At 74.8% G+C, this 22,148-nt stretch carries 17 protein-coding genes; 7 read left to right on the forward strand and 10 right to left on the reverse strand.

Annotation, left to right across the window (positions count from 1 at the left end):
* Positions 1-44 precede the first annotated feature (44 nt).
* A complete protein-coding gene (locus VKK44_RS23705; protein WP_343443414.1) occupies positions 45-4,958 on the forward strand; it encodes an SCO7613 C-terminal domain-containing membrane protein in 4,914 nt (1,637 codons plus the stop codon).
* A 298-nt stretch (positions 4,959-5,256) separates the two neighbouring features.
* Here the strand turns inward: VKK44_RS23705 and purE are convergent, their stop codons facing one another.
* The 3 genes from purE to VKK44_RS23720 form a co-directional block, all read right to left on the reverse strand.
* Positions 5,257-5,748: a 5-(carboxyamino)imidazole ribonucleotide mutase gene (gene purE, locus VKK44_RS23710; RefSeq protein ID WP_343443415.1), complete on the reverse strand. Its 492-nt coding sequence runs from the start codon at positions 5,746-5,748 to the stop codon at positions 5,257-5,259.
* Positions 5,745-6,905 carry a 5-(carboxyamino)imidazole ribonucleotide synthase gene (locus VKK44_RS23715; protein WP_343443416.1) on the reverse strand — a complete coding sequence of 387 codons (1,161 nt, stop codon included), beginning with the start codon at positions 6,903-6,905 and terminating at the stop codon, positions 5,745-5,747. The genes purE and VKK44_RS23715 overlap by 4 nt, the downstream gene beginning before the upstream one ends.
* A 63-nt stretch (positions 6,906-6,968) precedes the next feature.
* A complete protein-coding gene (locus VKK44_RS23720) occupies positions 6,969-9,005 on the reverse strand; it encodes a thioredoxin domain-containing protein (RefSeq protein ID WP_343443417.1) in 2,037 nt (678 codons plus the stop codon).
* A 192-nt stretch (positions 9,006-9,197) separates the two neighbouring features.
* On the opposite strand from VKK44_RS23720, the gene VKK44_RS23725 reads away from it, so the two are divergent.
* Positions 9,198-10,223: a phosphatidylinositol-specific phospholipase C domain-containing protein gene (locus VKK44_RS23725; RefSeq protein ID WP_343443418.1), complete on the forward strand. Its 1,026-nt coding sequence runs from the start codon at positions 9,198-9,200 to the stop codon at positions 10,221-10,223.
* Between the two features lie 147 nt (positions 10,224-10,370).
* Here the strand turns inward: VKK44_RS23725 and VKK44_RS23730 are convergent, their stop codons facing one another.
* From VKK44_RS23730 to mca, 3 genes are all read right to left on the reverse strand, one after another.
* Positions 10,371-12,860, reverse strand: a complete 2,490-nt coding sequence (locus VKK44_RS23730) for a putative bifunctional diguanylate cyclase/phosphodiesterase (protein ID WP_343447875.1) — start codon at positions 12,858-12,860, stop codon at positions 10,371-10,373.
* 221 nt (positions 12,861-13,081) lie between these two features.
* A complete protein-coding gene (locus VKK44_RS23735; RefSeq protein ID WP_343443419.1) occupies positions 13,082-13,366 on the reverse strand; it encodes a hypothetical protein in 285 nt (94 codons plus the stop codon).
* Between the two features lie 48 nt (positions 13,367-13,414).
* Complete coding sequence (gene mca / locus VKK44_RS23740; RefSeq protein ID WP_343443420.1) at positions 13,415-14,296, reverse strand: mycothiol conjugate amidase Mca; 882 nt, start codon at positions 14,294-14,296, stop codon at positions 13,415-13,417.
* A gap of 242 nt (positions 14,297-14,538) precedes the next feature.
* Between mca and VKK44_RS23745 the strand changes: the two genes are divergently transcribed.
* Both VKK44_RS23745 and greA read left to right on the forward strand, forming a co-directional pair.
* On the forward strand, positions 14,539-14,970 hold the full coding sequence (locus VKK44_RS23745) for a DUF4307 domain-containing protein (RefSeq protein ID WP_343443421.1): 432 nt from the start codon (positions 14,539-14,541) through the stop codon (positions 14,968-14,970).
* A gap of 145 nt (positions 14,971-15,115) precedes the next feature.
* Positions 15,116-15,616, forward strand: coding sequence for a transcription elongation factor GreA (gene greA / locus VKK44_RS23750; protein WP_343443422.1), 501 nt, complete (start codon positions 15,116-15,118; stop codon positions 15,614-15,616).
* A gap of 124 nt (positions 15,617-15,740) precedes the next feature.
* Here greA and ilvA read toward each other — a convergent pair whose 3' ends face one another.
* Genes ilvA through VKK44_RS23770 form a run of 4 tightly spaced genes read right to left on the reverse strand, consistent with a single transcriptional unit; the run spans position 15,741 to position 20,539 of the window.
* Positions 15,741-16,961, reverse strand: coding sequence for a threonine ammonia-lyase (gene ilvA, locus VKK44_RS23755; RefSeq protein ID WP_343443423.1), 1,221 nt, complete (start codon positions 16,959-16,961; stop codon positions 15,741-15,743).
* Positions 16,958-17,917: a DUF4328 domain-containing protein gene (locus VKK44_RS23760; RefSeq protein ID WP_343443424.1), complete on the reverse strand. Its 960-nt coding sequence runs from the start codon at positions 17,915-17,917 to the stop codon at positions 16,958-16,960. The genes ilvA and VKK44_RS23760 overlap by 4 nt, the downstream gene beginning before the upstream one ends.
* A 51-nt stretch (positions 17,918-17,968) precedes the next feature.
* Positions 17,969-19,381, reverse strand: a complete 1,413-nt coding sequence (locus VKK44_RS23765) for an amidase (protein ID WP_343443425.1) — start codon at positions 19,379-19,381, stop codon at positions 17,969-17,971.
* Positions 19,382-19,396: 15 nt separating this feature from the next.
* On the reverse strand, positions 19,397-20,539 hold the full coding sequence (locus VKK44_RS23770) for a cystathionine gamma-synthase (RefSeq protein ID WP_343443426.1): 1,143 nt from the start codon (positions 20,537-20,539) through the stop codon (positions 19,397-19,399).
* A 96-nt stretch (positions 20,540-20,635) separates the two neighbouring features.
* On the opposite strand from VKK44_RS23770, the gene VKK44_RS23775 reads away from it, so the two are divergent.
* From VKK44_RS23775 to VKK44_RS23785, 3 genes are all read left to right on the forward strand, one after another.
* Positions 20,636-20,962, forward strand: coding sequence for a hypothetical protein (locus VKK44_RS23775; RefSeq protein ID WP_343443427.1), 327 nt, complete (start codon positions 20,636-20,638; stop codon positions 20,960-20,962).
* A 2-nt stretch (positions 20,963-20,964) separates the two neighbouring features.
* Positions 20,965-21,657, forward strand: coding sequence for a nucleotidyl transferase AbiEii/AbiGii toxin family protein (locus VKK44_RS23780; RefSeq protein ID WP_343443428.1), 693 nt, complete (start codon positions 20,965-20,967; stop codon positions 21,655-21,657).
* A 66-nt stretch (positions 21,658-21,723) separates the two neighbouring features.
* The gene (locus tag VKK44_RS23785; protein ID WP_343443429.1) at positions 21,724-22,137 is read left to right on the forward strand and encodes an HIT family protein; all 414 of its coding nucleotides are present in this window, start codon (positions 21,724-21,726) and stop codon (positions 22,135-22,137) included.
* Positions 22,138-22,148 lie beyond the last annotated feature (11 nt).

Below are 22,148 nucleotides of genomic sequence, written 5' to 3' on the forward strand. Positions count from 1 at the left end.
TGGGAGGTCCACAGTGCGAGGGCACAGGCGGACGGGAGACGGTCGTGGAGAGCTTCAGGTGCGCCTCGTGCGGGCGGGAGATCAAGCCCGCCGCCGTCTGTCCGCACTGCGGCGCGGAACAGCCCCAGTGGGCCGAACACCTGGCCGACATCGAGCGGTCGATCGCCGAGATGAAGGCCCGGGACGCCGAGATCGCCCGTGAGCAACGGCAGATCGCCGCCAAGATGCAGGCCGCCCTCTTCCAACGCGACATCCTGGCGCACGCCGGTGAGGAGCGCGTCAAGCAGGCCACCCGGCCCCGGCGGGTGCTGCGCCGGCGGCCCGGCCGCCGGCCGCCCACCGCCGCCACCGGCGCGCCGCCCCGGGTGCCCCGCCAGGGCACCCCGCCGCCCGTGCCGGAGGACCTTCCCCCGTCGCCGCCCCGCGGCCGGCCGCAGTGGCTCGACGCGGACGACCCGGAGCACCCGCCGGAGGCGTCCTCGCGCGAGGTGCAGAACATCCCGCTCGGGCTGGGCGCGCTGCTGCTCGGCGTCGCGGCGGTGGTCTTCGCGGCGGTCGCCACCAGCTCGATGGACGCGCTGGCCCGGCTCGGCGTGCTGCTGGTCGCGACCGTGCTGATGCTGCTCGCCCCGCCGGTGCTGGCCCGGCGCGGGCTCACCTCGACCGCCGAGACGATCGCCGCGGTCGGGCTGCTGCTGGTGCCGCTGGCCGGGTACGCGGTCTGGGCCGTGGACCGGATCGGCGGCGGCACCTCGGGCGCCGCGTTCGCCGGCGCGATCTTCCTGGTCACCACCGTGGTCGCGGTCGGGTACGCGTACGGCACCGGGCTGCGCGCGCCCCGCTTCGCCACCGTGCTGGCCGCCCAACCGGTGCTGCCGCTGCTGGCGTACGAGCGGGTGACCGGGCCGACCGGCTGGGCGCTGGTGCTCACCGTGGTGGCCGTGCTGGACCTGGCACTGGCCCGGTCCGCGGTGGTGCGCGAACGGCCGGTCCGGGCGGACCTGCCCCGCACCGCCCCGCCGGCACCCGCCCCGGCCCGGGAACGCGCCGACGACGACCGGCCCGAGTCGGCGCCGGAGGAGTCCGCGGAGGTGCTCGGCGGCGAGTCGCCGGCCGGTCCGGCCACCGCCGCGCCGGCCCGGCCGGTGCCGTGGCTGCGCGAGCTGACCTGGCTGCTGCACGGCGCGGCGGTGGCGCTCGCCCTGGCGTACGCGGTCACCGCCCTGCTGCGCGCCACCACCGTGCCGGCCGCCGCCGGCGCGGGCACGGTGGTGCTGCTCGCCGCGCTGACGGCGTTGGCCGGCACGCTGGTGCTGCGCCGGCCGCCGCTGCCCGACGTGGGCGCCGGCATCCTCACGCTCGCGGTCATCGGCGCGCTCGGCCGGGTCGCCTCGGTGGCGCTGCCCGGCCGGTCCCTGCTGCTGATCGCCGCGGTCATCGCGCTCACCGGGCTCGCCGTGCGGGCCATGCCGGAGACGGCCCGCCGGGGCCCGCAGCTCGCCTCCGCGGTGGCGTTGACGGTCAGCGGCGTGGTGGTCGCCGGGGGCGCGCTGCGCGCCGGGCTGGCCCCGGTCCGGGCGGCGCTGCCCGCCTGGTCCGCCGACCTGAGCGGCTGGCACGCCGAGCTGGCCCGGGCGGTCGGCGCGACCGGCTGGCAGCTCGCCGCCAGCGCCCTGCTGCTCACCGTCGCCGCCGTGGTCGCGCTGCCCACCACGATCCGGCGCGAGTTCGCGGTGGTCGGCGCCGCGCTCACCGCGCTCGCCGTGCCGGCCTCGCTCGGTCTGGGCTGGGCGACGGCCTGCTGGCCGATGCTGCTGACCGCCGTCGCCATCGGGGTGCTCGGGCTCACCGCCGGCACGGAACGGGCCGCGGTGGTGCACGCGGTGACCGCGGCCGGGCTGGGGCTGACCGGTGCCGGCGCCGCGCTCGCCCGACCCGCGCTCACCGCCGCCGCGCTGACCGTGCTCTTCCTGGCCGGGGCGCTGGTCTCGCTCGCGCCCCGGGTCCGGATCGCCGCCGCCGCGACGGACACGGTCTGCGCCTGGGCGGCCGGTGGCGCGGCGTTCGCCCTGCCCGGCGCGGTGGCCGCGTTCGTCGCCGCCACCGTGCCGACCCCGCCGGCGCCCACCCCGGCCAACCTGCGCGAGATCACCGTTCCGATCCTCGCGGCGAGCTTCCTCGGCGTCTGCGTGACGCTCGCCTACGCCGCCCTGGTCCAGGTGGCGCAGCGGCAGCTGAGCATGCCGCACGCGCTCGGCACCGTGCTCGGCGCAGTAGCCGTCGCCGCCGCCGGGTTCTTCGCGCCCGGCGCCACCTCGGCGGACGCCTGGGTGGGCGGCCTGCTGCTGATCGCCGCCGGGCTGCTGGCGGCGGCGCCGCGGATCGACGCCCGACGCCGCGCCGACATGTCGCTCGACGGCTCCGACCTGGCGCTCGCCGCCACCACGGTGGCGCTGGTCGCCACGTTGGTGCGGATCGCCGCCGTGCTCGCGCCGGGCGGCCAACTCATGGTGGCCGCCGCGCTGGTGCTGGTGGTGGCCGTCGCGGCCCGGGCACTGCCGGAGGAGTGGCGGCGCGGCCCGATCCTCGGCATCGCCGCCGGCGGCACCCTGATCGGTCTGGTCGCCGCCTGGAGCGCGCTGCGCGGCGGGGTCGGCGTGCTGGCCACCCCCGGTCCGATCTGGGCCGGGGACCTGAGCGGCTGGCCGGCCGCGCCGACCGGCGGGACGACCTGGCAGGCACCGGTCGCGCTGGCGCTGCTGGCGGTGACCGCCGCCGTCCTGCTGCCGCCGCCCTGGAAGTACGACGTCTCGGGCGGGTGCGCGGTGCTCGCCACCGTGGGCGCGCCGGCCGCGTTCGACCTGCCGTGGTGGTCACCGGTGCTGGTCGGCGCCATGGTGGCCACGGTCTACGGGATGGCGGCGGTGGCCTCGGCGGACCCGAGGGCCGCGCTGTCCCGGGCCACGGTGGCCGGTGTGGTGGCGTTGCACGCCGCCGGCGCCGGGCTGGTCCGGCCCTGGACCACCGCGTTGGCGTTGGGCAGCATCGCGTTGATCGGGGTGACGGTGGCGGCGCTGGCCCGGTCGTTCGCGCCGGCGCTGGTGGAGGACGTGCGCGCCGAGGGGATGCCGCCGCACCTGGTCCAGGTGGGCGGCGCGGCGGCCGGGTCGGCCCTGCTCGCGCTGCCCGGCGCGGTGGCCGCCCTGTCGGTCGAGTTCGGCCGCCCCGCGCAGGTGGTGCTCACCGCCGCGCTGGCCGCCACCAGCATCGGCCTGGCCGTGGTCGCGGCGGTCCGCCGGCAGGTGCCGCAGTACCTGCCGTACGCCAGTGTGGCCGTGGTGGGGGCGGGCACCGTCACCGCCGCCGCCGCGCTCCTCGTCCACCTGCCCGCCGGCGTGTTCGCCGCTGCCGCGGCGCTGCTCGGTGTGCTCGCCGAACTGATCCGGGCGGCCACCGTCCCGCCGGTCGGCTCGGCCCGGCCGGTACGCCGGTGGTCGGTGCTGCTGGACGGGGCGCTGCGCCGGGACCCGGAGCGGCCCACCGAACTGCGGTGGCGGGTCAGCCCGGCGGCCGGCGCGCTGGCCGCGGCGGCGTTGCCCACCGCGCTGGCGCTTGTCACTCTGGCGCCGTCCCTGGTGGTGGCGCTGTTCTCGACGTTCGTGGTGTTGGGCCGGGTGTGGCAGGGGCCCCCACCGGAGCTGCTCACCCCGCCGCCGGACGCGGTGGATCCGACCCACGTGCTCACCGCGTTGCTGCTCACCGCGACCGCGGCGCTGGCCGCGACCGGGTTCAGCGGCGGTCGCCGCTCCCGGGCGGTGCCGGTGATCCTGCCCGGGGCCGCGCTCACGCTGCTGATCGCGCCGGTGGCGCTCGGTCAGGGCTGGCCGGTGACCGCGGAGGCGGGGCTGGTGGTGTTCACCATCTCGATGCTGGGGCTGGCGCTGACCCCGCCTCCGGCGTTGGCCGAGCCGGGCCGCTCGATCCGGGTCGCCCGGGTGCTGGTCTTCGCCATCGGGCTGGCCGCCGGCGGCGCCGGGCTGGCCGGGGCGCTCGCCACCCGTGAGCTCACCCTGATCACGTTGGGGAGCGCGGTCGGGGTGGGTGCGGTCGCCGCGTTCTTCGGCACCACCCAGCGGGCCCGCATCCTCGGCTGGTTGTTCGCCTCGCTGATGGCTCAGCTCTTCGTGCTCACGCTGGGCCTGGTGGCCGGGCTGGCCGCGGTGTGGTCGGCGTTCGGGGTGCTCGCGGTGGGCGCGGCGTTGCAGGTGTTCGCCGCCACGCTGCCCCGGCTGCGCCGGCCCGAGGCGTACCGGGAGGCGGCCACCGTCGAGTGGAGCGGGTACGGGGCGGCGCTCATCGCGCTGGCCCTGGCGTACGACTCGCCCCGGCACATCGCCGCGTTGCTGGCCGCCTGGGGTGCGGTGCTCGGGGTGGCGGCCAGCCGTCCGGGGCGCCGCCCGTTCGAGCGGAACCTGCTGTTCTGGGCGGTGGTGGCCTGCGAGATCACCGCCTGGTGGATCCTGATGCGGGTGGCCGACGTGGCGCTGCCCGAGGCGTACACCCTGCCGTTCGCGGCGTTGGCCCTGCTGGTCGGCGTGCTGCAACTGCGCCACCGGCCCGACCTGTCGAGCTGGGTGGCGTACGGGCCGGCGTTGGTGACCGCGTTCCTGCCCACGCTGGCGATCGTGGTGGCCACCGACTCCAGCATGCTGCGCCAGGTGTTGCTGCTACTCGGTGCCGTGGCGGTGCTGATCTTCGGCTCGACGAGCCGGCAGCAGGCGCCGGTGATCGTGGGCGCGACGGTGACCGCCGTCGCCGCGGTGCACGCGCTGTTCAGTCTCGGCCCGTGGTTGGTGCTGATCCCGGTCGGCATCGTCCTGCTGGTGCTCGGCGCCAGCAACGAGCGCCGCCGCCGCGCCCAGGAGCGTCTCCAGACGGCGCTGCGCGGCATGCGGTGACCAGGACCGCCTTGCCGGCCTGATCACCGGCCGGCTGGTTACGCTCCGCAGCGGGCTGGCTGCGGAGCCCGGCCACCTGTTGATGCCTTTGCTCTGCAGCCACGGGCGCATCGGTCACCCTGCGCGATCAGGCATCCCTCCGCCGCCTGCCACAGGCGAAGACGTCACCGCAGGTCAGTGGGGTGCTGCGCCAATGGTTGCAGAGCAAAGGCGGCGGCGAGGGCAACCATTCCCGCCGCAGCCGATCACGCTCAGCAACAGCGAGAGTCGCCACGCAGAGTGAATGAACGGCCGCCGGTCAGGCCAGCGAGGCGCGGAGCGCCGCCTCCTTCTCGGCGACCAGATCCTCCAGGCTCGCCTGGTAGGCGGCCATCCGGTCGCGCAACGCCGGGTCGGAGGCACCCAGGATGCGGACCGCGAGCAGCCCGGCGTTGCGGGCGTTGCCGATCGACACCGTGGCGACCGGCACGCCGGCCGGCATCTGCACGATGGACAGCAGCGAGTCCATCCCGTCCAGGTACTTCAGCGGCACCGGCACGCCGATCACCGGAAGCGGGGTGACCGAGGCGACCATGCCGGGCAGATGGGCGGCCCCACCCGCACCCGCGATGATCACCCGGACGCCACGGCCCGCCGCGGCCCGGCCGTACTCGATCATCTTGAGCGGGGTGCGGTGCGCCGAGACCACGCCGACCTCGTGCGGCACGCCGAACTCGTCGAGCGCCTCGGCCGCGGCCCGCATGGTCGGCCAGTCCGAGTCACTGCCCATGATCAGCCCGACCGTGCTCATGCTGTTCCCTCCTGAAGCCACCGCGCCGCGCGGGCGGCCCGGGCCCGCACGTCGGCCAGGTCGGTCCCGAGCACCGTGACGTGCCCGATCTTGCGGCCCGGTCGGACCTGCTTGCCGTACAGGTGGACCTTGGCGCCCGGCTCGGCCGCGAACAGGTGGTGCAGGCGCTCGTCGATCGACATCCCGCCCGGCTCACCGCCGAGCACGTTCGCCATCACCACCACCGGCGCGGCGAGCGACGTGTCCCCCATCGGGTAGTCCAGCACCGCGCGCAGGTGCTGCTCGAACTGCGAGGTGCGCGCGCCCTCGATCGTCCAGTGGCCCGAGTTGTGCGGACGCATGGCCAGCTCGTTGACCACCAGCCCGGTGGGCGTGTCGAACAGCTCCACCGCGAGCAGCCCGACCACGCCGAGCGCGGTGGCCAGGTCGATGGCGAGCTGCTGCGCGGCGACCGCCCGCTCCTCGGGCAGATCGGGCGCGGGTGCCAGCACCTCGACGCAGATGCCGTCGCGCTGCACCGTCTCCACCACCGGGTACGCGGCGACCTGCCCGAACGGCGACCTGGCGACCTGCACGGCCAGCTCCCGGCGCAGCGCCACCCGCTCCTCGACCAGCAGCGGCGTGCCGCCGGCGAGCAGCGTGGCGGCCAGCTCGGCGGCCTGGTCGGCCCCGTCCACCAGCCACACGCCCCGGCCGTCGTAGCCGCCCCGGGCGGCCTTGAGCACCACCGGCCAGCCAGTCTCCGCGCCGAACCCGACCAGGTCGGCCGGGGACTCCACCGGGCGCCAGGCCGGGTTCGGCGCGCCCAGCTCGGCGAGCCGCTCCCGCATCACCCGCTTGTCCTGCGCGTGCACCAGCGCCTCGGCCGGCGGGAACAGCTTCACGCCCTCGGCGGCCAGCGCGCGGATGTGGTCGTTGGGCACGTGCTCATGGTCGAACGTGACCACGTCGCAGCCCTTCGCGAACGTGCGTAGCGCGGTCAGGTCGGTGTGGTCGCCGTACTGGACGTCGGCGGCCACGAGGGCCGCGCCGTCGTCCGGGGCGAGTGCCAGCACGCGCAGCGACTGGCCGAGGGCGATGGCGGCCTGGTGGGTCATCCGGGCCAGTTGGCCGCCACCCACCATGCCCACGACGGGGAGTCCGGTACGGGAGTCCATAGCGCCGCCAGCCTAACCGGGCCGGCACCGGGCCCGACCGTGAGGGCGGCCCGCCGCGAGGACTCAGCCGAGCTGGGCGACCAGCTCCTCGACCGAGGTCACCGGCCGCTGGCAGACGAACCCCCGGCAGACGTACGCGGTCGGTCGCCCGTCGACCAGGGGCCGGCCGGCCAGCAGCGGCACGCCGGGCTGGTCCGGGGCGCCGGCGACGACCACCGCGCCGGGCGGGGCGTGCCGGTGCGCGGCGGCCACCAGCGGGTCACCCGCCGGGTCGTCGGTCGCCACCGCGATCTCGTACGGCCCGGAGAGCAGCGCCTCGCCCACGGTGGCGGCGTAACCGGTGAACCGGGCGTGCCGGTCCACGATCGGCGCGACGGTCGACAGGGTCACCTCGGCCGCCTCCCGGTAGCGGGTCTCCCCGGTCAACGCCGCGTACGCGACCAGCGCCGCGACCACCGCCGACCGGCCCGACGGGGTCGCGTTGTCGGTCGGGTCGGCCGGCCGGGTGACCAGGCGCTCGGCGTCGTCGGCGGTGTCGTAGAAGCCGCCGTCCGGCGCCGCGAACCGGGCCAGCGCCACGTCGAGCAGCTCACCGGCCAGCGCCAGCCACCGCCCCTCGCCGGTGAGCTGGTGCAGCGCGCAGAACGCCTCCGCGACGCAGCCGTAGTCCTCCAGGACCCCGGCCGGCTCGCCCACCACCCCGTCCCGGGACACCCGGCGCAGCCGGCCGTCCACCAGGTGCACGGCGGCCAGGTGCTCGGCGGCGTCGCGCATCGCACCGTCGGCGACGATGACCACGCCCTCCATCAGGTTCGCGTCCTCGTCCTCCGGGGACGCGTAGAGCGCGGCGACCTGCTGGAACTCCGCGATGGCGGTGATCGCCAAGCCGTTCCAGGCGGCCACCACCTTGTCGTCGCGGGCCGGTTGGGGGCGGGTGTCGCGGGCGGTCAGCAGCCGGCCCGCCACGTCCCGCCAGCGGGCCCGGACCGCCGGATCGGCGTCGTCCACGTCCCGGGCCAGCCGCAGCACGCTGGAGCCGTGCTCGAAGGTGCCGCCGGCGGTGACGGTGAACAGGTCGGCGGCGAACCGGCCGTCGTCCTCCCCCAGCACCTCGACGAGCTGGTCCGGTGTCCAGACGTAGGTGAGCCCCTCGACGCCCTCGGTGTCCGCGTCCAGCGCCGAGGCGAAGCCCTCGCCGGCCCGGTGCAGCTCGTCGGCGAGGAACCGGGCGGTGTCGCGGGCCACCCGGCGGGCCAGCCTGTCGCCGGTGAGCCGCCAGAGCTGGGTGTAGACGCGCAGCAGCAGCGCGTTGTCGTAGAGCATCTTCTCGAAGTGCGGCACGGTCCAGTGGCCGTCCACCGAGTAGCGGGCGAAGCCGCCGGCGAGCTGGTCGTTCAGGCCGCCCCGGGCCATCGCCTCGGCGGTGTGCCGGACGATCTCCAGGCTGCGCGCCGACCCGGTGCGCCGGTGGTGGCGGAGCAGGAAGAGCAGGTTCATGTGCGGCGGGAACTTCGGCGCGCCGCCGAAGCCGCCGTTCGTCTCGTCGTACTCGCTCGCGAGCTGGGCGGCGGCGCCGTCGAGCAGCTCGGCGGTGAGCGGTGCGGTCACGCCGCCGACGGCCTGGGCGCCGCCGATCGCCTCGACCACGGCGGCCCCCTGCCGCAGCACCTCCTCACGCTGGTCCCGCCAGGCGGCGGCGACCGAGCCGAGCAGCCGGACGAAGTTGGCCCGGGGGAAGTAGGTGCCGCAGAAGAACGGCGTGCCGTCCGGGGTCGCGAAGACGGTCATCGGCCAGCCGCCCTGGCCGGTCATCGCCTGGGTCGCGGTCATGTAGACCGCGTCGACGTCGGGGCGCTCCTCGCGGTCGACCTTGACGCAGACGAAGTCGTCGTTCATGAGCCGGGCCACGGCCTCGTTCTCGAACGACTCGTGGGCCATCACGTGGCACCAGTGGCAGGCCGCGTAGCCGACCGAGATGAGCACCGGCACGTCGCGCCGTTTCGCCTCGGCGAACGCCTCGTCGCACCAGGGCCACCAGTCGACCGGGTTGTCGGCGTGCTGGAGCAGGTAGGGCGAGGTGGCCTGGGCGAGTCGATTCACCATCCGACCATAGCGAGCGCGCGACGCCCCCGCGCCGCGAGTGGACCGGCCGCCCTCCGCTGCCCCGCACCGGCGGGATGTCGGCAGCCCGACGCCCCGCCACGGAACGTCCTTCCGTTATTCACCTCCATCAATTTGAATCGGCGCATGTCCGGCGTCGCCCACCGCCGGCACGTCCGAAGGAGACGGTCCATGCGCAGACTCCCCGCCCTGCTCGCCCTCGCCGCCCTCGCCGGCGCCGCGCTGCCCCCCGCCGCCGCGTCCGCCGCGGTGCCGCCGGACACCCGGTGGTCCGCCACCACCGCCGTCGGCATCCACAACACGTACGAGCGCGGCACCTACACCTACCTGGCCCAGGCGCTCGACGCCCGACCCGGGCTGATCGAACTGGACGTCTGGCCGGACGTGCTCACCCGACAGTGGCGGGTCAGCCACAGCAACCCGCTCGGCAACGACAACAACTGCGTGGCCGCCACCAGCGCCGCCCAGCTCTACACCGGCACCCGCAACAAGAACCTGGAGCACTGCCTGGACGACATCCGGATCTGGCTGGGCGCCCACCCCGACGCCGGCCCGGTGGTCCTCAAGCTGGAACTCAAGACCGGCTTCAGCAGCCGTACCGGGCAGGGGCCGGCCCAGCTCGACGCGGTGCTCGCCGCGCGCCTCGGCCACCGGGTGTTCGGCCCGGCCGACCTGCTCGGCGGCCACCCCAGCCTGGAGGCCGCCGCCCGCGCGGACGCCTGGCCGACCCGGGCGCAGCTCGCCGGCAAGGTGATCGTCGAGCTGATCCCCGGCACCGTCGAGGAGGGCAACCCGACCGACACGCTCTGGACCGACGTGGAGTACGCGCGCCACCTGGCCGGCCTGGCGGCGGCCGGCACACTGAACACCGCCCGCGCGTTCCCGGCCGTGCACCGGGCCCAGTCCGGCGACCCGCGCGTCCGGTACGCGGACACCGCGCTGCGGCAGTGGTTCGTGCTGTTCGACGGCGACGCCTCGGCGTACGTCACCGGCGGCATCGACACCGCCTGGTACGACACCAACCACTACCTGCTGGTGATGACCGACGCGCAGAACGTCCCGCCCGCCGTCGGTGCCGGTGACGCCGACGCGGCGGCGGCCCGGGTCGCCCAGCTCGCCCGCGCGCACGCCAGCATCGCCTCCGCCGACTGGTCCAGTCTCCCCACCGTCCTCAACGACGTCCTCCCCCGAGGCTGACCCCTGACTGACGCCCCTGTTTCACGGAAAGCGTGGCTGTTCGGGCTCGGATGGCCACGCTTTCCGTGAATCTGCGGCCAGCGGGCGGGTGGGGGGCGGGCGGCACGCGGGGCGCGGGGCGCGGGAGGGCGGGCGGGCGCGGGAGGGTCAGGAGGCGCCGTCGGCGCGCAGGGGGAAGACGTTGCCGCGAGCGGTGTCGCGCAGTGAGCCGAGCACCGCGCCGATCTTGTCCGCCGGCATCGGCTTGAAGAAGTGGTAGCCCTGGGCGGCGGTGCAGCCCAGCTCCGCCAGCGCGGTGCGCTGCTCGGCGGTCTCCACGCCCTCGGCCACCACCCGCAGCCCCAGCTCGTGGGCGAGCCCGACGGTGGTCCGCACGATCGCCGCCGCCTCCGGCGAGTCGGCCATCCGGATCACGAAGGAGCGGTCCACCTTCAACTCGTCGACCGCGATCCGGGTCAGGAACGTCAGCGAGGAGAAACCGGTGCCGAAGTCGTCCACGGCGAGCTGCACGCCCATCGCCCGCAGCGTCGCCAGCACCTCGTCGATGACCTCCAGCTCGCTCATCACCACCGTCTCGGTGATCTCCAGGACCAGCCGGCGCGGCGGGACCTGGTGCCGGCGCAGCGCCTCCTCGATCTCGGCGGGCAGCCGCGGGTCGAGCAGGCTGCGCGCCGACAGGTTCACCGAGATCGGCACGTCCAGCCCCTCACGCGCCCACTCGGCGGCCACCGCCAACGCCTTGTCCAGCACGTAGCGGGTGAAGCTGCCGAGCTGCTCGCTGTTCTCCACCGGCCGGATGAAGTCGGACGGGCCCAACCAGCCCCGGCGCGGGTGCCGCCACCGGATCAACGCCTCCACCCCGGTCGGCGCGCCGGTGGCGAGGTCCACCGCCGGCTGCAACGCGAGCACCAGCTGGTCGTCGGCGGCCAGGGCCTCCCGCAGCTCCGCGAGCAACGCCAGGTGGTCGGTGCTCGCCGCGTCCCGGGAGCTGTCGTACGCGGCGACGCTGCCGCCGCCCTCCTTGGCCTGGTACATCGCGATGTCGGCGCGGCGCAGCAGCTCGGTCAGGTCGGCGGCGCCCGCGTCGGCCACCACCACGCCGACCGCCACCTCGACCGACATCCGTACGCCGGCCACCTCCGTCGGGGCGGCGAGCCGCTCGGCGACCTCCCGGGCCTGACGCAGCGCGTACGCCAGCGGGGCCGTGCGGTCGTCGATCACCGGGACCGAGGTCAGCAGCAGCGCGAACTCGTCGCCGCCGAGCCGCCCGAGCAGGTCGCCCGGCCGGGTCAGCACGGACAGCCGGTTGGCGGTCAGCCGCAGCAGCTCGTCGCCGGCGGCGTGCCCGAGCGTGTCGTTGACCTCCTTGAACTGGTTCACGTCCAGCAGCAGCAGGGCCACCGGGTGGTCGTGCGGGCGCTGCCGCAGCGCCTGGTCGCCCCGGGCCAGCAGCGCCGCCCGGTTGAGCAGCCCGGTGAGCTGGTCGTGCACCGCCTCGTACGACGACCGGGCCGTGACCAGCCGCAGCTCGCGGTGGGTCGCGGCGTCGTGCAGCGCGGCGGCCAGGGCGTCGGAGAACGCGGCCACGCCGTCGCGTTCGGCGTGACTGGGCGGGGCGGAACGGGCGAAACGCACCCGTAGCCGGCCCACCTCGACGCTGCCCACGGCGAGCCGCCGCACCAGCTCGTGCTCGCCCGCGCCGGGTGCCGCGGCCGGGTCCACCTCGACGTCCCGCACCTGACCGCCGAGGTCGGCCCGGTAGCGGCGCCAGTGCCCCTCCCCGCGCGCCACGTCCACCTCCACCAGCTCGGCCCCGAACAGGGTGAGCGCACCGGTCACCGCGGCGGTCGCGACGCCGCGTTCGTCGAGCTGGTTGAGCGCGGCGGTGGCCTCGGCGAACGCCCGCCAGGTCCGCCGTTCCGCATCGGCCCGGAGCCGGTGCCGGTAGGTCTGTTGCAGCAGCCACAGCGGGGGCGGCAGGAGCAGCAGCCAGCGTGCGTCGAGTTCGAGCAGCGCGACCACCACCAGGCCGACCGCGACGTTGCCCACGAACATGGGCAGCTTGCCCCGGAGCGCCGCCAGCAGCGGCGGCCCGATCGGGATGCCGTGCCGCAGGGCGATCGTGGCGGCGCCCAGCCAGGCGGTGGTGAGCAGGTAGGTCACCGCGCCGGCGCTCAGCGCCAGGGCCAGCTCGGGGGTCGGCGCGGCGAGCAGCGGCCGGCCGAGCGCGCTCGCGACGGCCCCGGCCAGCGCCGTGGCGGCGGTGAGCGAGCCGGCGATGCGGACCAGCTCCAGCACCGGTCGGCGGTCGGCGACAAGCGACATGGTGGTCCAGGCGGCGCCGACGCCGAGCAGCGCCGCGCCCGGGAGCCAGCCGGCGGGCACCAGCCAGAGGCAGATCACGAGCGCGGCCTCGCCCCAGGTGATGCTGACCATGCCCGCCGCGGCGCGGAAGCGCAGGCGGGCGAGCTGGGTGACGGCGAACGCGACAGCGGCGAGGCCGAACCGCGCCGGCGCGGGCAGCGGGTCGCCCGCCGGCAGGTGCGCTGGTACGGCGAGGCCGAGCACCGCGGCCAGCAGCGCGGTGACGGCGACCGCGACGGTCAGCAGCACGACGCTCAACGGCGTGCCGCGCAGGCCGAGCCGGTCCGGGGGACGGTCGGCCGGTTCGGAGGTCACGGCCCCGCCCCGAGGGGGCCCGAAATCGGGGCAGGGTCGGGGCGCGTTGCTGTCCTCGACATCGGCGCCCCCTTCCGCGCAGGGTCCGGGGCCTGACGGTCCCCCCGGCGGAAGGCTAAGCCAAAGCCGGTGGTCGCAACAGGGGTCGACGACCGGCTTGGGCGTGATTCACGCGGTGTTCAGCTGTTGCGGCGCTGCTGGGAGCCGTTGGGAGTATTCGTCGGTGAATCCTGTTCAAGGGTCCCGGCTGTCGGATCGACGACTGCCGCGTCGGCCCGACCCGGCTCGGCCTGGTGCGGGAACCGGTCCGGCAGGCGGCGCAGCCGGGCGTTCATGTTGCGGATCAGCAGGACGGTGACGGTGGCCAGCGCGACGATGAGGAAGAGGCCCATGGGGCCGGCCAGACCACCCGTGCGGGTGTCACCGAAGTTGTTCTCCGCGAGCATCTGGGCGGTGGTCAGCATGGTGTTCCTCCGATGTGCGGCTGACGACCAGGGTAGCCCGCGCCGACGTCAGTGGGCACGGCACGTCTCGCGTACGCCGGCGAAGAGGTCGGACTCGGGCAGCGGGCTGTCGACCAGGGAACGGGCGAGCTGGAAATCCTCCGTCGGCCAGGCACGCTGCTGGAGGTCCATCGGCACCTGGAACCAGAACCCGTCCGGGTCGATCTGGGTGGCGTGGGCGCGCAGCGCGTCGTCACGGACCGGGAAGTAGGCGGCGCAGTCGACCCGGGTGGTGATCCGGTCGCCCTTGTCGGGGCGGTCCTCCCAGCGCTTCATCCACTCGACGTACGGCGACTCGCGGCCGGCGGCCAGCATCGCCTCGTGCAGGCTCATGATCTTGGCGCGGGAGAAGCCCACGTCGTAGTAGAGCTTGAGCGGCTGCCACGGCTCGCCCAGCTCCGGGTGGCGCTCCGGGTCGCCGGCCGCCTCGAACGCGGCCACGGTGACCTTGTGGGTCATGATGTGGTCCGGGTGCGGGTAGCCACCCTCCTCGTCGTACGTGGTGACCACGTGCGGGCGGAACTGCCGCATCAGTCGCACCAGGGGCGCGGCGGCGACGTCCACCTCCTGGAGGGCGAAACAGCCGTCCGGCAGCGGCGGCAGCGGGTCGCCCTCGGGCAGCCCGGAGTCGACGAAGCCGAGCCAGGCCTGCTCGACGCCGAGGATCGCGCGGGCGGCGTCCATCTCGGCGCGGCGGACGTCGCCGATGTTGGCCCACACGTCGGGCCGGTCCATCTTGGGGTTCAGCACACTGCCCCGCTCGCCGCCGGTGCACGTGACGACCAGGACATCCACCCCCTCGGCGACGTATTTCGCCATGGTGGCGGCGCCCTTGCTCGACTCGTCGTCGGGATGGGCGTGCACCGCCATGAGACGCAGTTGCTCTGCCACCTTGGGCGCTCCTCGTCTGTGCCCACCGGCCGACCCACCCGGGCCGACCGGCTGACCTGCCGGAATCTCCCCCCGCGCCTGCGAAAGCCCCCGTGCTGGCCGGTCGGCACCCCGTCGGAGTGGCCGGGACCACTCGGCCGGTCGGGGCCGACCTGCCATCCTTGGCTCAGCGCCGGGCTGGGAAGATGGACCCTGCCATTCTTGCCGATGCCGCCGACAACAACGCCAGGAGATACCCGCCGGTGAGCGAGACGCACGCCACAGTCGTACCGGGTACGCCGGTCTTCCCGCCCGGCCGCTACGGCCGCCGCCGGGAGCCGGGTCGCCGCCGGCCGTTCCTGCTCGCCCTGACCGTGGCCGTCATGCTGGCCGTCCTCGGGCTGGGCGCCGCGAAGCTCTACGCCCAGTACGGCGACCCCGAGTACCAGGGCGAGATGATCAGTTACACCGGCATCACCGACTCCCGGGTGGTGGTCGACTTCCGGGTCACCGTGCCGCCGGGCGGTTCGGCCACCTGCCTGCTGCGGGCCCGCTCGCACGACGGCGCCGAGGTGGGCCACGTCGAGGCGACGGTGACCGCCGGGCCCGGCCAGCGGCACGTCCGGGTCAGCCAGGCGGTGCCGACCAGCGCCCGGCCTTTCATCGGCGAGGTGTTGCGCTGCCGACCGGCCTGAGCCGGAGCGCCGGCGAGCTGCCGGAACACGCACCCGGGGTCCCGCCGCCGGCACCCCGGGTGATCGAGCACACCCGCACGGGCGCGGCACTGGTAGCTTGGTAGTTCACCTGTCAGCCAGTCCGCACCAACCGAGGAGATCGCCTGTGTCCACCAACGGAAACGAGGCGCCCGCCACCTGGCTGTCCCAGGACGCTCACGACCGCCTCCAGGCCGAGCTCGACGAGCTGATCGCCAACCGGCCGGTCATCGCCGCCGAGATCAACGCCCGGCGCGAGGAGGGCGACCTGCGGGAGAACGGCGGCTACCACGCCGCCCGCGAGGAGCAGGGCAAGGCCGAGGGGCGCATCCTCTACCTCAAGGAGCTGCTCCGCACCGCCAAGGTCGGTGAGGCGCCGGATGCCGACGCCGTGTCGCCCGGCATGGTCGTGACGATCTACTTCGACGACGACGCCGACGACACCGAGACGTTCCTGCTCGGCTCCCGCGAGATCGCCTCCACCACCGAGCTCACCGTCTACAGCCCCGAGTCCGCGCTCGGCAAGGCGATCCTCGGCGGCAAGGCCGGCCAGACCTGCACCTACACGGCGCCGAGCGGCGCCGACATCAAGGTGACCGTGGTGTCGTTCGAGCCGTACTCCGGCTGACCCCGCTGGCGGACCCGCGCCGGCCGGCTCGGGTCCGACCCGACCGAGGCTGACAGGCTCCTCGGACCCGAGCCACACCCGTCGAACGCCCCGACCGGATGATCCGGCCGGGGCGTTCGCGATCTCACACGTCGCCGACCAGATCCACCTGGTAGCCGCTCGCCCGCAACGCGCTGATCAGCTTGTCCGAGTGCGTCACCCCGCGGGTCTCCACCGAGAGCGCCACCTCCACCTCCCCGAGCCGCAGGTGCGGGTTCGCCCGCTGGTGCACCACGTCCACCACGTTGGCCCGGTGCCCGGCGATCTCCCCGAGCAGCGAGGCGAGCTGCCCGGGCCGGTCCGTGCAGCGCACCGTGATGCGCAGGAAACGCCCGGCCGCCGCCAGCCCGTGCTCGATCATCCGGAGCATCAGCAGCGGGTCGATGTTGCCGCCGGAGAGCACCGCGACCACCGGTGTGTCCACCTCCACGACGGCCGCCAGCAGCGCCGCCACGCCGACCGCGCCGGCCGGCTCCACCACCTGCTTGCCGCGCTCCATCAGCGTCAGCAACGACCGCGAGATGTCCTCCTCGGAGACCGTGACCACGTCGTCGACCAGCCGCTGGACGTGGGTGAACGTCAGCTCGCCGGGACGACCCACGGCGATGCCGTCGGCGATCGTCGAGAAGGAGGGCAGCCGGACCGGCTCGCCGGCCCGCAGCGAGGGCGGGAAGGCGGCGGCGCTCGCCGCCTGCACCCCGATCACCCGGATGTCCGGGCGCAGCGCCTTGGTCACCACCGCGATCCCGGAGACGAGGCCGCCGCCACCCACCCCGGTCACGATGGTGCGCACGTCCGGGCACTGTTCGAGGATCTCCAACGCCACCGTGCCCTGACCGGCGATGACGTCCGGATGGTCGAACGGGTGGATGAACACCGCGCCGGTCCGCTCCGCGAACGCCTGCGCCTCGACCAGCGCCTCGTCCACCGTCGTGCCGACCAGTTCGATGCGGGCCCCGTACCCCTTGGTCGCGGAGACCTTCGGCAGCGGCGCGTTCACCGGCATGAAGACGGTGGCCTCCGCGCCGAGCAGGCCGGCGGCGAGCGCCACCCCCTGGGCGTGGTTGCCGGCGCTGGCCGCCACCACGCCCCGGGCCCGGTCCTGCGCCGAGAGCCGGGAGATCCGCACGTACGCGCCGCGCACCTTGTACGACCCGGCGCGCTGCATGTTCTCGCACTTGAGCAGGACCGGCCCGCCGAACGCGGCACTGAGCGGCCGGAACGGCTCCAGCGGGGTGGTCCGGGTGACGCCGGCGAGCAGTTCCCGCGCGGCCTGTACGTCGGCGAGACCGACCAGTTCCGTCATGCCCCGATCGTGCCACCCGCCCCGGGTGGAAGCTGCGGCGACGTCGCCGCGGATGCACCGGGCGCGGGCCCCACGACAGGCGCGGGGACGGCGACGCCGGCCGTCGGCGGACCGGGCCGGCCGGACTGGTCGAACTGCCCTGACCAGGCATGATGTCCCGGCCAGCCGGGGTGACCGGGCCAGCCCGGGAACACGGGTCGGGCCCGTGCGATCCGGTCCTGCTGGGCGGCGGAGATCCGGCGAACCAGCACGACGAAAGAGATCGCGGCGACCAGGCAGGCGATCACCGGCACCAGGCGGGGCACGAACGCCTCCTGGTAGAAGGTGACGTACGTGGCGAACTCGGCCTCGCTGCGCGGCCACTCGGTCAGCCGCCCGTACCGCTGCTCCTCCAGTTGCGCCACCACCCGCTCCCCGATGGAGAAGACCAGCCAGGCCGTCCACCAGAGCGGAACGAGCCACGGCGTGCGGCGGCGCCACAGGCTGTACCGCGCCACCTCGGCCACCACCCGGGCCGGCACGACGACGTTGGCGAACGGCACCAGCCAGCCGGCGATCGCCCACGCCGTGCTCTGCGTCGGCGCCGCGCCGGAGAACGCGTCCAGGTTCCTGCGCACCCGCCAGGTCCAGATCACCACCAGCGTCGCGGCCACCAGCACGGCCAGGACGAACGGCAGCGTGAACAGGACCTCGGCGAGCACCGCGCCGAGCAGCACGTCCCGGTCGAGCTGCTCGGCGGCCGAGCGGGCCAGGTGGACGCCGAGCAGCGGGAAGAGCGCGGAGAGCGTGAACAGCGCGGCGGTCGCGCCGACCGCGACGCGGACGGCCAGCCCCAGGCCCCGGACCGCGTACGTGGGCACGCCGGGCAGCACCGCGGGCTGGCCGTGGCGGGTGCCGCAGCGCTGACACTCGTCGAAGGCGGGAGACGTGGCGTCCCCGCAGGTCTGGCAGTGCATCGGGACCGTCCGGAGGGATACGCGCGACAGGGACGCGCACACGTTAGACGATCATGCGACGGCCGGTGACCCCGTTCCGACGCGGGGATAGCCGGGGGCGTGCCGCTGCCACGGCGCCTGCATCTCGAACTGGCCGGCCACCCCGAGCAGCAGCAGCTCGGAGCCGGGCGGGCCGACGAACTGCACCCCGACCGGCAGCCCGTCCGGGCGACGCCCGACCGGCACCACGATCGACGGCAGGCCGGCGATGTTCCACGGCGCGGCGTACGGGGCGTACCGGATGTTCGTCGACATGTTCGCCAGCCAGGAGCGCCCCGACCAGCCGGCGGCCTCCGGCGGCGGCCCGGCCAGCGCCGGGGTGAGCAGCAGGTCGACCGAGTGGTCGTCGAAGAAGTGCACCGACCGCTCCCGCCAGGCGGCCCGGTCGGCCTCCTTGACGTACCCCCGGCGCTGCGCCCACTCGCCGAGCGCGACGTGCCGGCGGCTGCGCCGCTGGAGCTGGCGCGGCGCCACGCCGGCGGCCCGCACGTCGGCGGCGGCAGCCGCGAACCAGGTGGCGATGCCCTGGAGGCCCAGCCGGGTCGGGTAGATCGGGTCGGCGGGGACGGTGTCGTGCCCGGCGGCGGCGAGCAGCCGGCCGGCGGCGGCGACCGCGTCGGAGTTCGCCGCGTCCGGGGAGACGCCCTTCACCGGGGAGCGCAGCGAGACGCCGACCCGCAGCCGCGGCGGCGGGACCAGCTTGTCCGGCCGGCGGCCGGCCAGCACCGAGAAGCCGACCACCGCGTCCGCCACCGTCGAGGTCAGCATGCCGTGCTCGGTGAGGCCGAACCAGTCGTCCGCGCCGAGCTGGCAGGGCACCACGCCCCGGCCCGGCTTGAGCCCGACCAGACCGCAGCAGGCCGCCGGGATGCGGATCGAGCCGAGGCCGTCGTTGCCGTGGGCCATCGGCACCAACCCGGCGGCCACCGCGGCGGCGGCGCCGCCGGAGGAACCGCCGGGGGTACGCGTCCGGTCCCAGGGGTTGCGGGTCACGCCGGTGTCGTCGTCGGTGAGGGCCCAGAGGCCGAGTTCCGGCATCCGGGTCACCCCGATGATCACCGCGCCCGCGCCGCGCAGCCGCCGGACCACCTCGTGGTCGGCCTCCGCCACCGCGGTACGCATCGCGGCCGACCCGTTCCAGGTGGGCAGGCCAGCCACCGGCGTGTTCTCCTTGACGGCCACCGGCACGCCGGCCAGCGGCAGGTCGGCCAGTTCCTCCTGCTCGTCGACCTTCTCCGCCTCGGTGATCGCCTCGCCGCCACGGACCGCGCGGAACGCGGCCAGCTCGGCGTCGACCCGCGACACGTGGTCGAGGTGGTCGGCCACCACCTGGGTGGCGGAGACGTCGCCGCGGCGTACCGCGCGGGCGATCTGCTTCGCGGTCGCCCCGACCCAGGTCGTCGGCAAGATGTCCGGCACTGCCACCCTCCCGTCCAGCGGTCAGCCCAGTGCCTGCTCCAGATCGGTGAGCAGGTCGTCGACCGTCTCGATGCCGACAGACAGTCGCACGAGATCGCCGGGAACTTCAAGCGGCGAGCCGGCAGCGCTCGCGTGTGTCATCCGGCCCGGGTGCTCGATCAGGGACTCCACCCCGCCGAGCGACTCCGCGAGCACGAACAGCCGGGCCCGGTTGCAGATCTCCACGGCGTGCTCCTCGCCGCCCGCCGCGCGGAACGAGATCATGCCGCCGAACCGGCGCATCTGCTTGGCGGCCACCTCGTGACCCGGGTGCGACGGCAGGCCCGGGTAGAGCACCTGGGCGACCTTCGCGTTGCTGTCCAGGAAGGCGGCGATCCGCTCGGCGTTGTCGCAGTGCCGGTCCATCCGTACCCCGAGGGTCTTGATGCCGCGCAGCGTGAGCCAGGCGTCGAACGGGCCGTTGACCGCGCCCATCGCGTTCTGGTGGTAGCGCAGCTCCTCGCCGAGCGCGCGGTCCGCGGCGACCAGCGCGCCGCCGACCACGTCGGAGTGCCCGCCGACGTACTTCGTGGTGGAGTGCACCACCACGTCCGCGCCGAACGCGATCGGCTGTTGCAGGTACGGCGAGGCGAACGTGTTGTCGACCACCAGCAGCGCGCCGGCGTCGTGCGCCACGGCGGCCAGGGCGGCGATGTCGGCGATGCCGAGCAGCGGGTTGGTCGGCGTCTCCACCCAGACGATCCGGGTCGCGCCGGGTCGGATCGCGGCCCGGACCGCGTCCGCGTCGGAGACCTTCGCCGGGGTGTAGTCCAGGCCCCAGCGCTCGGCCACCTTGGCGAACAGCCGGTACGTGCCGCCGTACGCGTCGTCCGGGATCACCACGTGGTCGCCCGGCTTGCAGACGGTCCGCAGCAGCGTGTCCTCGGCGGCCAGGCCGCTGGCGAAGGCGAGCCCCACCGGGCCGCCCTCCAGCGCGGCCAGGCACTCCTGCAACGCGTCCCGGGTGGGGTTGCCGGAGCGGCTGTACTCGTAGCCCTCGCGGGGCGCGCCGACCGCGTCCTGGGCGTAGGTGCTGGTCTGGTAGATCGGAGGGATCACCGCGCCGGTGCGGGCCTCCGGGTCCTGGCCGGCGTGGATGGCGAGCGTCTCGAAGCCGTGACTCATGCCCGAGACGTTAGTCCGCCGGTTCACCCCGACGCAGGGAACCCGGCGCGCGGGTCACGACCGCGAGGTCGTCGCCCGGTCGGCCATACTGGGCCGGTGAGTTCGACCGAAGCGCTGCCCTCGCGCCTGCACGGCGTCATGCACCGGATCCCCACGTCGCTCGACGATCTCCGTGGGCCGGATCACGGGCACCTCAGCCTGCCGGTCCGCCTCGCCTGGTCCGGGCTCACCGACTTCGACGTCGACGATTCCGGGCAGCGGCTCACGCTGTACCGCACGTTGATGGACTGCGGGCAACGTGAGGACATCGTCCGGTACGTCAATCCCATCCTGCTCCGCGCGGATTGGCCCCGCATACGTAGGTTGACCGCGCGGCGGGTCATCGCGCTCTGGGAGAGCCGAATGCCCGGCCTCGCCGCATAGCCGTGGACGAGCTGCATCTCCATTTGCTGCGGATCGGATTCCAGGCCGGCGACGATCTCGGCTTGGTGCTCGCCGGCGGCTACGCCCTCGCCGCGCACGAACTTCTCCGTCGCCCGTCCCGCGACATCGACTTCGCCACCGCCACCGCCTTACCGCTTGTCTCGGTGGCTGATCGCCTGGCGAAGGCGTACCAGGCCGCGGGCCATGACTGTCGTGTGGTCGAGGCGACTCCTCGAATGGCCCGGCTGATGGTCAGTGGCCCAGCCGGGGACTGCGAGGTCGACCTGTTGAAAGAGGCGATCGGTCCGCCGGTCGAACTGCACGTCGGTCCGGTGTTGGCGCTCCAGGACGCGGTCGGGCTCAAGGTCCGGGCGCTGCACGACCGCGCCGCCCATCGCGACTACATAGATGTCCGGGCCGCCAACAGGTTGATGACATGCGCGGAGATGGAGTCCCTGGCCGCCCGGCACACCGCTGGATTCTCGCTGCATGACCTCGCGGACCGACTCGGCGGGATCGACGAACTCGACGTGGAGACGTTCGTGGCCTACGGCCTCGGTGAGGACGACATCGGAGAACTGCGCCGCTGGGCCCACCGGTGGGAGGCCGACATCCAGGCGCGCCTCGCCAACGGCGAAACCGGCCCACCCGGCATCCCCGACGACGACTGGGACGCCTACCTGGACCGGCCCTGACCAACCCGCCCGGTCGGGGGCAGGGCGCGCCCGGCGGGACCGGTGGGGTGGGCCTAGCCTGAGCGGATGGCTGGGTGTGTGTTCTGCGGGATCGTGGCCGGCGAGGTGCCGGGCTTCGTGGTGACGGACGAGCCGGACGGGGTGGCGTTCCTGGACACCCGGCCGGTGTTCAAGGGACACGTGTTGGTGGTGCCGCGCACCCACCTGGTGGCGCTGGCCGACCTGCCGACCGACGCACTGCCCGGCTACTTCCGCCTGGTGCAGCGCGTCGCGGTGGCGGTCGAGTCCGGCCTGGGCTCCGGTGGGACGTTCGTGGCGATGAACAACAAGGTGTCCCAGTCCGTCCCGCACCTGCACACCCACGTGGTGCCCCGGACCAGGGGCGACGGGCTGCGCGGCTTCTTCTGGCCGCGGACGCGCTACGCCGACGACGCGGAGGCGACCGGGTTCGCCGGGCGGATCTCGGCCGCGCTGGCCTGACGTGCGGGCGG

This window comes from Micromonospora sp. DSM 45708, from assembly GCF_039566955.1.
Taxonomy (GTDB): Bacteria; Actinomycetota; Actinomycetes; order Mycobacteriales; family Micromonosporaceae; genus Micromonospora.

Excerpts from the sequence above, each read along its gene's own strand:
- ilvA (WP_343443423.1), bottom strand. The coding sequence starts at position 16,961 with ATGACGGAACTGGTCGGTCTCGCCGACGTACAGGCCGCGCGGGAACTG.
- VKK44_RS23735 (WP_343443419.1), bottom strand. The coding sequence starts at position 13,366 with ATGCTGACCACCGCCCAGATGCTCGCGGAGAACAACTTCGGTGACACC.
- VKK44_RS23785 (WP_343443429.1), top strand. The coding sequence starts at position 21,724 with ATGGCTGGGTGTGTGTTCTGCGGGATCGTGGCCGGCGAGGTGCCGGGC.
- VKK44_RS23725 (WP_343443418.1), top strand. The coding sequence starts at position 9,198 with ATGCGCAGACTCCCCGCCCTGCTCGCCCTCGCCGCCCTCGCCGGCGCC.
- VKK44_RS23770 (WP_343443426.1), bottom strand. The coding sequence starts at position 20,539 with ATGAGTCACGGCTTCGAGACGCTCGCCATCCACGCCGGCCAGGACCCG.
- VKK44_RS23760 (WP_343443424.1), bottom strand. The coding sequence starts at position 17,917 with ATGCACTGCCAGACCTGCGGGGACGCCACGTCTCCCGCCTTCGACGAG.
- VKK44_RS23715 (WP_343443416.1), bottom strand. The coding sequence starts at position 6,905 with ATGGACTCCCGTACCGGACTCCCCGTCGTGGGCATGGTGGGTGGCGGC.
- purE (WP_343443415.1), bottom strand. The coding sequence starts at position 5,748 with ATGAGCACGGTCGGGCTGATCATGGGCAGTGACTCGGACTGGCCGACC.